Origin of the sequence: Fuscovulum blasticum DSM 2131 (assembly GCF_003034965.1) — a bacterium.
In the GTDB taxonomy this organism is placed as follows: Bacteria; Pseudomonadota; Alphaproteobacteria; order Rhodobacterales; family Rhodobacteraceae; genus Pseudogemmobacter; species Pseudogemmobacter blasticus.
The window spans coordinates 264007-277294 of record NZ_PZKE01000002.1 but is presented as its reverse complement, the minus strand read 5'-3'; the positions used below and the strand labels follow the sequence as shown (position 1 = coordinate 277294).

General features: G+C 65.3%; 13 protein-coding genes. 9 read left to right on the top strand and 4 right to left on the bottom strand.

Annotated elements, in window-relative coordinates; translation table 11 throughout:
- Window positions 1-197: 197 nt before the first annotated feature.
- Both C5F44_RS03510 and C5F44_RS03505 read left to right on the top strand, forming a co-directional pair.
- On the top strand, window positions 198-3104 hold the full coding sequence (locus C5F44_RS03510) for a Hint domain-containing protein (RefSeq protein WP_107672109.1): 2907 nt from the start codon (window positions 198-200) through the stop codon (window positions 3102-3104).
- A 108-nt stretch (window positions 3105-3212) separates the two neighbouring features.
- On the top strand, window positions 3213-3980 hold the full coding sequence (locus C5F44_RS03505; RefSeq protein ID WP_107672108.1) for a hypothetical protein: 768 nt from the start codon (window positions 3213-3215) through the stop codon (window positions 3978-3980).
- Window positions 3981-4029: 49 nt separating this feature from the next.
- On the opposite strand, the gene C5F44_RS03500 is transcribed toward C5F44_RS03505, so the two are convergent.
- Window positions 4030-4668 (bottom strand): J domain-containing protein, encoded by a 639-nt coding sequence (locus C5F44_RS03500; protein ID WP_107672107.1) that lies wholly within the window; start codon window positions 4666-4668, stop codon window positions 4030-4032.
- 85 nt (window positions 4669-4753) lie between these two features.
- Here C5F44_RS03500 and C5F44_RS03495 point away from each other — a divergent pair, with 85 nt between their 5' ends.
- The gene (locus C5F44_RS03495) at window positions 4754-5005 is read left to right on the top strand and encodes a BolA family protein (protein WP_107672106.1); all 252 of its coding nucleotides are present in this window, start codon (window positions 4754-4756) and stop codon (window positions 5003-5005) included.
- 22 nt (window positions 5006-5027) lie between these two features.
- Here C5F44_RS03495 and C5F44_RS03490 read toward each other — a convergent pair whose 3' ends face one another.
- Window positions 5028-7175: a malate synthase G gene (locus tag C5F44_RS03490; RefSeq protein WP_107672105.1), complete on the bottom strand. Its 2148-nt coding sequence runs from the start codon at window positions 7173-7175 to the stop codon at window positions 5028-5030.
- Between the two features lie 370 nt (window positions 7176-7545).
- On the opposite strand from C5F44_RS03490, the gene C5F44_RS03485 reads away from it, so the two are divergent.
- From C5F44_RS03485 to C5F44_RS03475, 3 genes are read left to right on the top strand one after another with little or no spacing between them, the layout of a single operon-like run.
- Window positions 7546-7878 (top strand): ArsR/SmtB family transcription factor, encoded by a 333-nt coding sequence (locus C5F44_RS03485; RefSeq protein ID WP_181318174.1) that lies wholly within the window; start codon window positions 7546-7548, stop codon window positions 7876-7878.
- Window positions 7878-8345 (top strand): SRPBCC family protein, encoded by a 468-nt coding sequence (locus C5F44_RS03480; RefSeq protein WP_107672103.1) that lies wholly within the window; start codon window positions 7878-7880, stop codon window positions 8343-8345. The genes C5F44_RS03485 and C5F44_RS03480 overlap by 1 nt, the downstream gene beginning before the upstream one ends.
- 15 nt (window positions 8346-8360) lie before the next feature.
- A complete protein-coding gene (locus C5F44_RS03475; protein ID WP_107672102.1) occupies window positions 8361-8813 on the top strand; it encodes an SRPBCC domain-containing protein in 453 nt (150 codons plus the stop codon).
- Window positions 8814-8831: 18 nt separating this feature from the next.
- Here C5F44_RS03475 and C5F44_RS03470 read toward each other — a convergent pair whose 3' ends face one another.
- Complete coding sequence (locus C5F44_RS03470; protein WP_107672101.1) at window positions 8832-9590, bottom strand: phosphoribosylaminoimidazolesuccinocarboxamide synthase; 759 nt, start codon at window positions 9588-9590, stop codon at window positions 8832-8834.
- Window positions 9591-9758: 168 nt separating this feature from the next.
- Here C5F44_RS03470 and C5F44_RS03465 point away from each other — a divergent pair, with 168 nt between their 5' ends.
- Both C5F44_RS03465 and bmt read left to right on the top strand, forming a co-directional pair.
- Entirely contained in the window at window positions 9759-10073 is a 315-nt protein-coding gene (locus tag C5F44_RS03465; RefSeq protein WP_107672100.1) for a DUF1476 domain-containing protein, read from the top strand.
- Window positions 10074-10195: 122 nt separating this feature from the next.
- Window positions 10196-11209: a betaine--homocysteine S-methyltransferase gene (gene bmt, locus C5F44_RS03460; RefSeq protein ID WP_107672099.1), complete on the top strand. Its 1014-nt coding sequence runs from the start codon at window positions 10196-10198 to the stop codon at window positions 11207-11209.
- A 72-nt stretch (window positions 11210-11281) separates the two neighbouring features.
- Here the strand turns inward: bmt and C5F44_RS03455 are convergent, their stop codons facing one another.
- Entirely contained in the window at window positions 11282-12370 is a 1089-nt protein-coding gene (locus C5F44_RS03455; protein WP_107672187.1) for a PA0069 family radical SAM protein, read from the bottom strand.
- 170 nt (window positions 12371-12540) lie between these two features.
- On the opposite strand from C5F44_RS03455, the gene C5F44_RS03450 reads away from it, so the two are divergent.
- Complete coding sequence (locus C5F44_RS03450; protein ID WP_107672186.1) at window positions 12541-13239, top strand: corrinoid protein; 699 nt, start codon at window positions 12541-12543, stop codon at window positions 13237-13239.
- The last annotated feature ends 49 nt before the right edge of the window (window positions 13240-13288 follow it).

The window sequence follows — 13288 nt, the reverse complement described above, 5'->3', positions numbered from 1 at the left end:
TGTTCGGCATCCGGGCCTTGTCGGGCGGCATAGCCCCCGTTTCTGGCGAGTTATCGAGAAGATACCCCTCCTCCCGCCCCTCCTGAATCCCACCCGCCCTTGAACGGCCACAGGCGCAGCAACAGGACTTCCAGCCTTCCATGGCAATGGCTGTAATCGCCCGCGAACGGCACGAAAATTAAAAGGTTGACCCGCCCATGACTGACATTACCGGAACCAACGGCAACGACACCTGGAACAACGACAACACCAACAACCGCTACTTCGGTCGGGATGGCAACGACACCATGACCGGAGGCAACGGCACCGGGGTGCTGTTCCCGGGGTCGAACGCGGCGGCCAACGGTGACTGGATCTACGGTGGCAACGGCAACGACCTGTATTACGGCAACGGGTCTAACGATGTCTTGGATGAAGGGGCGTCATCCGGTAACGATTCCATGTTTGGCGGCGACGGCAACGACACCATGGCTTCCGGCTCTGGCGCCGACCGCCTTTTCGGGGGCGACGGCCGTGATGAGATGCAGGGCGGAACCGGTACCGATTCCCTGTTCGGCGGCAACGGGATTGACTCGATCTTCGGTGATGGCGGCGACGACTACATCGAAGGGGACAGCGTCGCGCTGGCCGATACGGGCAATGACCAGATCTATGGTGGCGACGGCAATGACACGATCTTTGCGCAGCTAGGGTCTGACCTGGTCTTCGGTGGCATCGGCAATGATTCAATCTACGGCGACCGTGCGGACGGGGCGGGCGTGGGCGGCAATGATACCATCGCGGCCGGTGGAGGTAATGACAGCGTCTATGGCGGAGCTGGCAATGATAACCTGCTGGGCAACAACGGTGCCGGGGGGGATGCCGGAACGGACAACGACCTGATCTATGGTGATGCGGGCAACGACAGTATCTACGGCAACGAAGGCTCTGATACCCTGTACGGCGGCACGGGCGACGACTATGTGCAGGCCAACGGGGGCAGTGGCGCAGACGGCAATGACCTGCTCGACGGCGGTGATGGCAACGATACCATGTTTGGCGAGACCGGGGCTGACTCGCTTTACGGCGGCATCGGCAATGACTCGCTTTACGGCGGCTCGGGTGACGACTCCGTTTATGGCCAAGATGGCAACGATTCCATGTTCGGCGGCGACGGCAATGACTCGATCTCGGTCGGGGCTGGCGACAATTACGCCGAGGGCGGCATCGGCAACGACAACATTTCAGCAGGCGATACCGACACCGGCGCGAACACCATGTACGGAGGCGCGGGTACTGACACCGAGATTGGCGGGATCGGGGCTGACCTGCTTTATGGAGGTGACGACAATGACTACATTGTCGGTGCGCGCCTTGACACCCTGGCTGATGGCGCCGATTCGATCTATGGCGATGGCGGCAACGACTATATCCAGGGGCAGGCCGGCGCCGATCTGGTTTATGGTGGTGTAGGCAATGACGACATAGTTGGCGATGGCGCCAGCGCCAGCGTCGGCCAGAACGATTCCCTTTACGGTGACGAGGGGAATGACCGGATCTGGGCAGGCGGCGGCAATGATCTTGCCTATGGTGGGGCCGAAAACGACCGAATTTGGGGTGAAGATGGGTCGGATTCGCTGTACGGCGATGCCGGGAATGACTCGGTTTTTGGCGGCAACGGAAACGATACGCTGTTCGGTGGTGCCGACAATGACCAGGTTCTGGGCGATGCCGGGGACGACAGCCTGTCTGGCGATACCGGAAATGACACGCTTTTCGGCGGAACCGGCAACGACACGCTTTCCGGCGGCGATGGCGCTGACAACCTTGTCAGCGGCGACAATGACGACATCGTTTATGGCGACGCAGGCAACGACACGCTGTTTGGCGGGGACGGGGCCGATGCGCTGTATGGCGGCGACAATGACGATGCTATTCAGGGCGAAGTCGGGAACGATACCATCAGCGGTGACGCCGGGAATGACAATCTCTGGGGCGGCGACGGGAGCGACACGCTTTCGGGTGGTATTGGCGATGACTACCTTGAAGGCGATGCCGGCAGCGACACGCTGGCTGGCGACGTCGGAAATGACGTGCTTTGGGGCGGTGCCGACAATGACTCTCTGTCGGGCGGCACGGGCAACGACTACCTGGAAGGCGATGCCGGCGATGACACGCTGACCGGCGGCACCGGCGATGACATCTTTGTCTGGGACGGTGCCAGCAACGACATCATCACCGACTTCGGCGTGGACAGCGGCGGGCCTTACGATGACGCCAATCAGGGCAACAACGACTTTGTTGATCTGACGAGCTGGTACAACGACACGACCGTTGGAGATTCCGGCGGGCCCTTCGTGCACGCGCTGGACATGCTGAACCAGGACGCCGCAGACGGTGTCGTTGACGGCATCATCAACGGCGTTGACTACCGGACTGCACTTGGCATCACTGGCAGCCTGACCGTCAACGGTTCGGCCCCGCTGAACTTTGACACCACGGGCGTCACCTGTTTCACGACGGGCACCCTGATCAAGACCGAAGACGGCGAGGTTGCGGTCGAGTCGCTGGCAGCCGGCATGGACGTGCTGACGCTGGACAACGGCTATCAGCCGGTGCGCTGGATCGGGTCGCGTCATCTGACGGCCGAGGATCTGGCCGCACAGCCGAACCTGCGCCCGATCCGCATCCGTGCGGGGGCGCTGGGGCTCAACCAGCCGGAAACCGACCTTGTGGTTTCGCCGCAGCACCGCGTGCTGGTGCGGTCGAAAGTGGCAGAGCGCATGTTCGGCGAGGCCGAGGTGCTGATGGCGGCCAAGCATCTGCTGGCGCTTCCGGGCATCGAGGTTGCCGAGGACATGGCCGAAGTGACCTACTGGCACTTCCTGTTCGATGCGCATGAGGTGGTGTTCTCGAACGGGGCGGCGACGGAAAGCCTGCACACCGGCCCCGAGGCGCTGAAGTCGGTCAGCCCCGAGGCGCTGGAGGAAATCCTGACGATCTTCCCGGGTCTTGCCGCCGATCCTGACAACAGCCGTGCGCCGGTTCGCCTGCTGGTGCCGGGCCGTCCGGCCCGCCGGTTTGCCGAACGGGTGGCCCGCAAGGGCAATTCGAAGGTTGCCTGAGGTCTTCGGGTAACGGTAAACCCCTGTTGCTGACAGAGGCGGGAAGAGAGCAATCGCCCTCTTCCCGCCTTTGTGCAGAACGAGTGGCCTTAACGAAGTGGTCTGACCATGGACATCAACATCACGCTGGAGCGGCCCGAGGGCAGCCCCCAGTCTGGCCCTGTCACCGTGGGCTGGTTCTATCATGACGACAAATCCTCGATCATGATGTTCCCGCCGGAGCGGGTCAGTTTCCGGGGGGCCAACAAGGGACATTCCAAATCCGCATCGCGCTGTCCGGGTGTTGTGCAACTGGAAAGCCGCTATTTTCTGGTACGCTGCCCCTATGATCTGCACATCGGCTTTGCCCGCGATGACAAGGGGCAGGCGCGGCTTGTGAACCGGGCGGGTGATCGTGGCGGCGTGCGGTCGGGCAAGCTGGGCAGCATCCTGCATCTGGTGAACGAAGCCGAATGGCGCTACCCCGACAAGCCGACGGTGCAGCTTGGCCTGGGCTATTGCTTCGTGTCGGAAGAGGTCTGCTACATCAGCCAGATCGATTCCTTCGCCCATTACCGGCCGGTGCCGCTGCCCGGCACGATTTTCGGCGGGCGTTTCCCGATTCATGCCTGGGTGCGGCCGCTGATGTGGGCCTTCGAATGGCATGACACCACCAAGGATCTGATCCTGAAGCGCGGCGATCCGCTGTTCTATTGCCAGTTCGAGGCCGATGGCCCGGACCGCCCGGTGCAGGTGGTCGAGGTGGAGCGGACCCCCGAGATGGAGCGCTGGATTGCGTCGATGACGGGGGTGGCTTCGCTGATGAACCAGACCTTCAGCCTGTTCCGTGCCTCTGAGGCAGCCCGTCCGAAGAACCTGCTGGTCCGCAAGGGCTGATCAGCCGGCGGGGCGCGGCCTGCGCCCCGCAGCGGGCCAGGCGCGCCGCCTATTCGCGGAAGTGGCGGCTGTCCTTGATCTGGTCCCAGGCCCAGACCACCTCTTGCAGGCGCTCCTCGTCGCGCCGGTCGCCGCCGTTCATGTCGGGGTGCAGATCCTTGACCAGGCTTTTGTACTGCTTGCGGATTTCCGTCTTGGTCCAGCTATCGCGCGCATCGAGGATCTCGATCGCCTTGCGTTCGGTCGGCGGCAGCTTGCGCGTCGCGCCCGAGGCGGGGGACGGGCCGCGGTTCAACGTGGCCTTCTCGCCCAGAATTTCCATCGGGTCGTTCACGCCCATCCGGGCCCAGGCATTGCCGTCGCCCTGACGCGAGAAGGGCTTGGTCTCGCGGCCCCAGACGCGGTCCTTGTCGAGGAATTTCTGGAACTCTTCATCGGTGGTGCCGTTGAAGAAGTTCCATTTCAGATTGTATTCGCGGATGTGGTCCTTGCAGAACCAGAAGAACTCATCCAGCAGGTCGGGGGATTTCGGGGCGCGGAAGGCACCGACACCCTTGCAGCCGGGATAGTCGCAGGCGCGGCCCGCCGCTTCGGCAGGCGCGGCGGCACCGCCCCGGCGGCCGGCGGACTTGCGCTTCTTCTCGGCGCTGACACGGATGTCGAATTCAAAGGGAGGTTTGGTAACCATGGGGCAGGGGGCCTTTGCATGCCTTTCCGACTCGGGCGGCCAAGTTTAGGTGTTTCGGCAGCAGATTGAAGGGGCGTGGAAAAAAATGAACGTGAGGGACGAGATTGCGGCGCGGCTGACCGCCGCCTTTGCACCGCAGGAGCTGGAGATCGAGAACGAAAGCCATCGCCACGCCGGACATGCGGGCGATGACGGCAGCGGCGACAGCCATTACCGCATCCGCATCCGGGCCGCCAGTCTGGCCGCGATGGGGCGTGTTGATCGGCACCGGGCCGTCAACCGCGCCCTGGGCGACCTGACGACCCGCATCCATGCCATCGCGCTGGACATTGGCTGACCGGCCCGCCGCGGGGGCTGTCTCAGCCCGCCGCCTTGGCCTTCAGCCGCCAGGCGTGCAGCAGCGGTTCGGTATAGCCCGAAGGCTGTTCGCGCCCCTTGAACACCAGATCGCAGGCGGCCTGGAAGGCGATGCCCTGAAAGCCCGGCGCCATGGGCCGATAGGCCGGGTCACCGGCATTCTGGCGATCCACCACCGCCGCCATCTTTTGCAGCGCCGCCATGACCTGATCGGCGCTGACCACGCCATGATGCAGCCAGTTGGCCACATGCTGCGCCGAGATGCGGCAGGTGGCGCGGTCTTCCATCAGACCCACATCGTTGATGTCGGGCACCTTGGAACAGCCGACGCCCTGGTCGATCCAGCGCACCACATAGCCCAGGATGCCTTGCGCGTTGTTCTCGACCTCACGCGCGATCTGGGCCGTGGTCCAGGTGCGGAAGCTGGCCAGCGGAATATCCAGCACCCCATCGACATGCGCCCGCCGCCCGCCGCGCGCCAGCCGCGCCTGCACGGCGGCCACGTCGACCTTGTGGTAATGCAGCGCATGAAGTGTGGCGGCGGTGGGCGAGGGCACCCAGGCCGTGTTCGCCCCCGCGCGGGGATGGGCGATCTTTTCATCCAGCATGGCCGCCATCAGGTCGGGCATGGCCCACATGCCCTTGCCGATCTGTGCGCGCCCGGCCAGCCCACATTCCAGGCCGATGTCGACGTTCAGGTTTTCATAGGCGGTGATCCAGGATTTCCGCTTGATGAAATCCTTGCGGCTGAACGGGCCGGCTTCCATGCTGGTGTGGATCTCGTCCCCCGTGCGGTCAAGGAAGCCGGTGTTGATGAAGGCAACCCGTGCCCTGGCCGCGCGGATACATTCCTTGAGGTTCACCGTGGTGCGGCGTTCCTCGTCCATGATGCCCATCTTGACGGTGTTGGCGGGCAGGCCCAACACCTGTTCCACCCGGCCCATCACCGCATCGGCAAAGGCCACCTCGTCTGGGCCGTGCATCTTGGGCTTGACCACATAGACCGCCCCATGGGCCGAGTTGCGCAGGCCCCCGGACTTGCGCAGATCGTGCAGGGCGATGGTCACCGTGACCATGGCATCCATCAGCCCCTCGGGCACCTCGCCGCCGTCGGGCAGCAGGATCGCGGGGTTGGTCATCAGATGGCCCACGTTGCGCACCCACATCAGAGCGCGACCCTTGAGGGTGAAGGGGGTACCGGCCGGGTCCAGATAGGTGCGGTCAGGGGCAAGCCGGCGGTCCACCGGGCGGCCGGCCTTTTCGAACCGTTCGCTCAGAGTGCCGGTCATCAGGCCCAGCCAGTTGGCATAGGCCTGCACCTTGTCGGCCGCGTCGACGCAGGCGACCGAATCCTCGCAATCCATGATCGCGGTCAGCGCGCTTTCCATCTGCACATCAGCCAGACCGGCCTGATCGCGGGCGCCGATGAAATGCGCCCGGTCGAAGACCAGTTCGACATGCAGGCCATTGTTGCGCAGAAGCACCGCCTCGGGCGCCCTGGGGTTGCCGCGATAGCCGACGAATTTTTCCGGCTGCACCAGCGGCAGGTCATCCACCAGAAGCGCGCCGTCCTTGACGTGATAGCGCCGCACATCGGCATGGCTGGTGCCGGCAATCGGGAAGGCTTCGTCCAGGAAGACCCGCGCCCGGGCCACCACCCGCGCGCCGCGACCCCGGTCATAGCCGCCCTTCGGCGGGGCCGATCCCATGGCATCGGTGCCGTAGAGGCAATCGTAAAGGCTGCCCCAGCGCGCATTGGCGGCGTTCAGGGCGTAGCGGGCATTGGTGACCGGCACCACAAGCTGCGGCCCGGCCACGGAGGCGACCTCGGGATCGACGCCGGTGGTCTCGATGGTGAAATCGGAGCCTTCGGGGCGCAGATAGCCGATGTCGGTCAGGAAGGCCTTGTAGGCGGCATGGTCATGCGGCTGGCCGCGCCGCGCGACATGCCAGGCGTCGATCTGCGCCTGAAGATCCTGGCGCCGGGCCAGCAGCGCCCGGTTCTGCGGGGCAAAGTCGCGCAGCAGGCCGGCCAGCCCGTCCCAGAACCGCGCCGGAGTGATGCCGGTGCCGGGCAGGGCCTGCGTTTCAAGGAAGTCGGCCAGTTCGGTGGCGACCTGAAGGCCCGCCTTGTTGATACGCGTGGTCATGGGGCTTTGGTCCTTGCTGGGTCTGCGGCGCAGGATAGGGCGCGGCCTGTCCCCCCGGCAAGGCCGCAGGGTGGCCCGATTGCCGGGGCCGGGCGCGCATCACCTTTCGCGAAAGGCTGAAAGTTGTGGCCGAAGGGGGCTTTTGCCCGGAACAGCCGCGCCAGCGGCCCGGGCAGCGCCCGACCGCCCCCCGGGCGGGCGCTTTTGCGCGGAAGTTCCCTGCTCTGCACTCCGGCGGGCTTGCACCATAAAGTGCCGGCATCGCACTGTCGGGCGCCCACCCGCGGTCGGGCGCTGCCCTTATCGCAGCAAGGCGGCTGCACGAAAAGCAAGCCTTGCCCGCCGCCCCTGTTCGGTGATACTTAGCTTTATGGCTAAGCATGATCCCGATCTGTCGCTGATCTTTCAGGCACTGTCCGACCCCACCCGCCGGGCCATGGTGCTGCGGCTGTCGGCGGGGCCTGCGGCGGTGACCGAACTGGCGGAACCCAGCGGCCTGCGCCTGCCCACCATCCTGCGCCATCTGTCGGTGCTGGAAGCGGCTGGCCTGATCGAAACCCGCAAATCCGGCCGCAGCCGGATCTGCCGCCCGGTGCCCGGCGCCATGGCACAGGCCGAAGACTGGCTGGCCCGGGTCCGCGCCGACTGGGAAGCGCGCACCGACCGGCTGGAGGCCCTGTTGTCAACGATGGAGGACGAGTGATGAAGATTGACCCCGCAACCGACCTGGAACTGGTCCGCCACCTCAAGGCTTCGCCGGCCAAGGTCTGGCGCTGCTGGACCGAGCCGCGCCTGCTGGAACAATGGTTTGCCCCGAAGCCGGTGGTCACCCGCGATGTGGAAATCGACCTGCGCCCCGGCGGCAGCTTCAAGACCGTGATGGATGTGCCGGGCCATGGCGAAATGCCGGGTCACGGCTGCTTTCTTGAGGTGGTGCCCGAGCGCCGGCTGGTCTGGACCGATCTGCTGCAAGGCTGTTGGCGTCCGAACAGCGAAAGTTTCGGCTTCACCGCCTTCATCCTGCTGGAACCCGAAGGCAGTGGCACGCTTTACCGCGCGGTCGCGCTGCACCGCACCCCGACCCAGCGGGACGAGCATGAGAAGATGGGCTTCCATGACGGCTGGGGCACCGCCGCCGATCAGCTTGATGCGCTGGCGCAGGGGCTGTGAGCGGGGGGCTTGATCATGGATGACCGGGCCAACCGCACCTTGACGCTGACACGGGTGATTGCCGCGCCGCCGGCCAAGGTCTGGCGCTGCTGGACCGACCCCGCGCTTCTGCCGCGCTGGTTCGGCCCGGCGGGCTATTCCTGCACCACGAAAAGCATCGACCTGCGGCAGGGCGGGCAGTGGGTATTCGACATGAACGGCCCGGATGGGACGGTCTGGCCCAACCGCCACCGTTACAGGCTGATGCGACCGATGGACCGGATCGAATACATGATGGATGATGGCGAAGGGTCGGGTGATCCGGCGGAAATCGTGGTGATGCTGGCCCCCGAAGGGCAGGGCACGCGGCAGGATTATGTGATGACCTTCCCGACCGAGGCCATGAAGAAGGGGGCCGAGTCCTTCGGGGCTGTCGAGCTGGGTCAGACCACGATGGCCAAGCTGGCCGCCCTGGCCGAGGCGCTGTAGCCCCGGCGCAGGCCGGCGTCAGTTGATCAGCGACGGCTTGGCCGGGTGCGTCACGTTCGAGGGCAGCACACCGAGGCGGCGGGCCAGTTCGGTGTGAACATCGGTCAGCGGGCCGGGGTCGGCCTGCGTGCCATCGGCGCGCTCGGTCAGCCGCATGTCCCACAGGCGCATCGAATCGGGGCTGATCTCGTCGGCCACGATCAGGCGCATGAAATCGCCTTCCCAGACGCGGCCCACTTCGATGCGGAAGTCGGCCAGCCGCACGCCCACGCCCAGCATCACGCCCGACAGGAAGTCATTGACCCGCAGCGCCAGCGCGATCATGTCGTCCAGATCCTGCTGGTTGGCCCAGCCGAAGGCGATGATGTGCTCCTCGGCCACCAGGGGGGTGCCCAGCTTGTCATCCTTGAAGTAGTATTCGACGATCGGCCGCGGCAGCGGCGTGCCTTCCGGGATGCCCAGCCGCTGGCTGATATCGCCGGCGGCGAAGTTGCGGACCACCACTTCCAGCGGAATGATCTCGGCCATGCGGACCAGTTGTTCGCGCATGTTCAGGCGGCGGATGAAATGCGTCGGCACACCGATGGCGTTCAGGCCGGACATGAAGAATTCCGACAGGCGGTTGTTCAGCACGCCCTTGCCTTCAACCGCGGCGCTGATCGGCGAAACGGTGGTGGCCTGTTCGTCATCCTTGAAATACTGCACCAGCGTGCCCGGTTCGGGCCCCTCGAACAGGATCTTGGCCTTGCCTTCGTAAACCTTCTTGCGCCGTGCCATGCTTGCTCCGGGGAGAAATGACGAAAGGGGCGGCCCAGCCACCCCATGCTTGCCTTTGGCCTATAAGCCAAGGGGCCGCGCGTCGCAAGGCGGGCGGCTTGGGGCTTGCAGGCAACGCCCGAGGTGGGCATATGACGAGGAACAGTTCCAACGCGCCCGGGGGATACCATGACCACCTTCGACGATCGCGAACAGGCCTTCGAAGCCAAGTTCGCCCATGACAGCGAGATGCAGTTCAAGGCCGAGGCGCGCCGCAACAGGCTGCTTGGCCTTTGGGCGGCAGATCTGATGGGCAAGACCGGCGATCAGGCCGATGCCTATGCGATGGAAGTGGTCGGCGCCGATCTGGCCGAAGCCGGGCACGAGGATGTGGTTCGCAAGGTCGTGGCCGATCTGGCCGGCAAGGCCACCGCAGAAACCGTCCGCGCCAAGCTGGCCGAGCTGCTGCCGGTTGCCAAGGCGCAACTGATGACGGAAGTCTGACACCGCCCCTTGCCCGCCGCGCCCTGGCCGGTGACGCCGGCCTTCGGTTTGGATTGCATCCCTTGCGGGGCCATGGCACAGCTTGGCCCCGTTGAAACAGGTGTTTTCAGGAAGGGCCCGTGATGGCGACCGATGCGCTGACGAAACTGCTGTCTACCCGTGACTGGCTGATGGCTGACGGGGCCACCGGGACCAACCTGTTCAACATGGGCCTGTCTTCGGGCGAACCGCCCGAGCTGTGGAACATCGACAAGCCCGACAACATCCGCAAACTCTATGCCTCGGCGGTAGACGCAGGGTCGGACATCTTCCTGACCAATACCTTCGGGGGCAATGCGGCGCGGCTGAAGCTGCACAATGCCCAGGGCCGGGTGCGCGAGCTGAACCGCGTTGGCGCCGCGCTGGGGCGCGAGATTGCCGACAAGTCGGGCCGCACGGTGGTGGTGGCCGGGTCGGTGGGCCCGACCGGCGAGATTTTCGAACCCATCGGCAGCCTGACCCATGCGGCCGCAGTCGAGATCTTCCATGAGCAGGCCGAGGGGCTGAAGGAAGGCGGGGCAGACGTGCTGTGGGTGGAAACCATCAGCGCGCCCGAGGAATACCGGGCGGCAGCCGAAGCTGCGGCGTTGGCGGGGATGCCCTGGTGCGGCACCATGAGCTTTGACACCGCCGGGCGCACGATGATGGGCGTCACCTCGGCCGCCATGGCCGAGATGGTGGAAAAGCTGCCCAATCCGCCGATTGCCTTCGGTGCGAATTGCGGCGTGGGCGCCAGCGATCTGATGCGCACGGTTCTGGGCTTCATGGCCACCGGATCGCAGCGGCCGGTCATCGCCAAGGGCAATGCCGGGATTCCCAAGTTCCACGACGGCCATATCCATTATGACGGCACGCCCGAACTGATGGCGGAATATGCCGTGCTGGCGCGCGATGCCGGGGTGCGGATCATTGGCGGCTGCTGCGGCACCATGCCGGAACACCTGAAGGCGATGCGCGCCGCGCTGGAAAGCCGGCCCAAGGGCCCGCGCCCGACGGTCGAGGATATTCAGGCCAAGCTGGGCGCGTTCTCGTCTGCCTCGGACGGGACCGATGGCGAAGGCCCCGCCCGCCGCGAACGGCGCGGGCGGCGCGGCTGAGGCCGGACACCGGACCCTGCGAAGGGTCCGGGCAATTTTCTTCGAAGGAATTTGCCGACAGATGGCCTCCGGTCAGAACAGACCCAGTTGATCGCCGCGCCGGAACGGGACGGCGAACAGGTCGCAACGCAGGGGCGGCAGGGCCTTGTCCAGCCCCAGCCGGGCAATGGCCTTGTCGAACCTTTGCGCGATCAGCCGCGACCACAGCCCTTCGCCGCGCATCCGTTTGCCCCAGGCGGCGTCATAATCCTTGCCTCCATGCGACTGCCGGACCCGGTCCATCACCTTGGCGGCGCGTCCGGGGGCATGTTCGGCCAGCCAGTCGCGGAACAGTGGGGCCACCTCAAGCGGCAGGCGCAACATGATCCAGCTTGCCGCGCTGGCGCCGGCATCGCGCGTGGCTTCCAGGATGGCGTCCAGTTCGGCATCGGTCAGGCCGGGGATCACCGGCGCCACCATCGCCCGCACCGGGATGCCGGCAGTGGTCAGCCGGCGGATGGTTTCCAGCCGCCGCGCCGGGGCAGGGGCGCGCGGTTCCAGCCGGCGCGACAGCCCCGCGTCCAGCGTGGTGACCGAGACACCCACCCGCAACAGCCCCTGCGCCGCCATCGGTGCCAGCAGGTCAAGGTCGCGCTCGATCAGCGTGCCCTTGGTGGTGATCGCCAGCGGGTGGCGGAACTCGGCCAGAACCTTCAGCACCTCGCGCATGATCTGCCATTTCGCCTCGACCGGCTGATAGGGGTCGGTGTTGGTGCCAAGCGCCACCGGCGCGACCTTGTAGGACCGCGCCCGCAGCTCACGCTCCAGCACGGCGGCGATGCCGGGGCGGGCGATCAGCCGGGTTTCGAAATCCAACCCCGGCGAGAGGTTCAGGTAAGCATGGGTCGGTCGGGCGAAGCAGTAGATGCAGCCGTGTTCGCAGCCGCGATAGGGGTTGATGCTGCGGTCGAAGGGCAGGTCGGGCGAGCGGTTCCAGCTCAGGGCGGACCGCGGCTGTTCCTCGCGCACCTCGGTCGCGATCAGCCGCTCTTCCTCGGGGATGTCCCAGCCGTCATCGGCGCTTTCGCGGCTGTGGCCTTCGAACCGGCCCGTGATGTTGGACGCGGCACCACGGCCGCGTTTGCGCTGTCCGGGCAGAAGGGAAGGGTGGGGCGCTTGCATGGCGGCATTATAGAACAAAAAGCGAACATTTGCCAAGGTCCGGCTTTGCACCCTGGCCCCGCTTTTCCGCTTGCTGTCGGCTTTCATCCGGCGCATGTCGCTTACTGAGAAGTGCAAGAGGCGCTTTCGCCGCATGCACAATGGCAGAGACCGACACCCCGGAGTGCCCCATGGCCGACGACGAAGAAATCATCCTCTCCGAACTCTCGGACGACGAGCTTGTCCTGCAGATGCATGACGATCTTTACGACGGCCTGAAGGAAGAAATCGAGGACGGTACCAACATCCTGCTGGAACGCGGCTGGACGCCCTATGACGTGCTGACCAAGGCGCTGGTTGCCGGCATGAAGATCGTCGGCGACGATTTCCGCGACGGCATCCTGTTCGTGCCGGAAGTTCTGCTGTCGGCCAATGCCATGAAGGCGGGGATGACCATCCTGAAGCCGCTTCTGGCCGAAACCGGCGCGCCGCGGATGGGCAAGATGGTGATCGGCACCGTCAAGGGCGACATCCACGACATCGGCAAGAACCTTGTCGCGATGATGATGGAAGGCGCCGGGTTCGAAGTTGTGGACCTGGGCATCAACAATGCCGTCGAGAAATACCTGGACGCGCTGGACAGCGAAAAGCCCGACATTCTGGGCATGTCGGCGCTGCTGACCACGACCATGCCCTACATGAAGGTCGTGATCGACACGCTGAAGGAAAAGGGGATGCGCGAAGACTATATCGTGCTGGTCGGCGGTGCGCCCCTGAACGAAGAGTTCAGCCGCGCCATCGGGGCCGATGCCTATTGCCGCGATGCGGCCGTGGCCGTGGAAACCGCCAAGACGCTGGTCAGCCGCAAGCACAACCAGCTCAACGGCTGAGCCAGACGAAATTTCCAAGGCGGCCCCGGTATTTCCGGGGCCTCTTTCA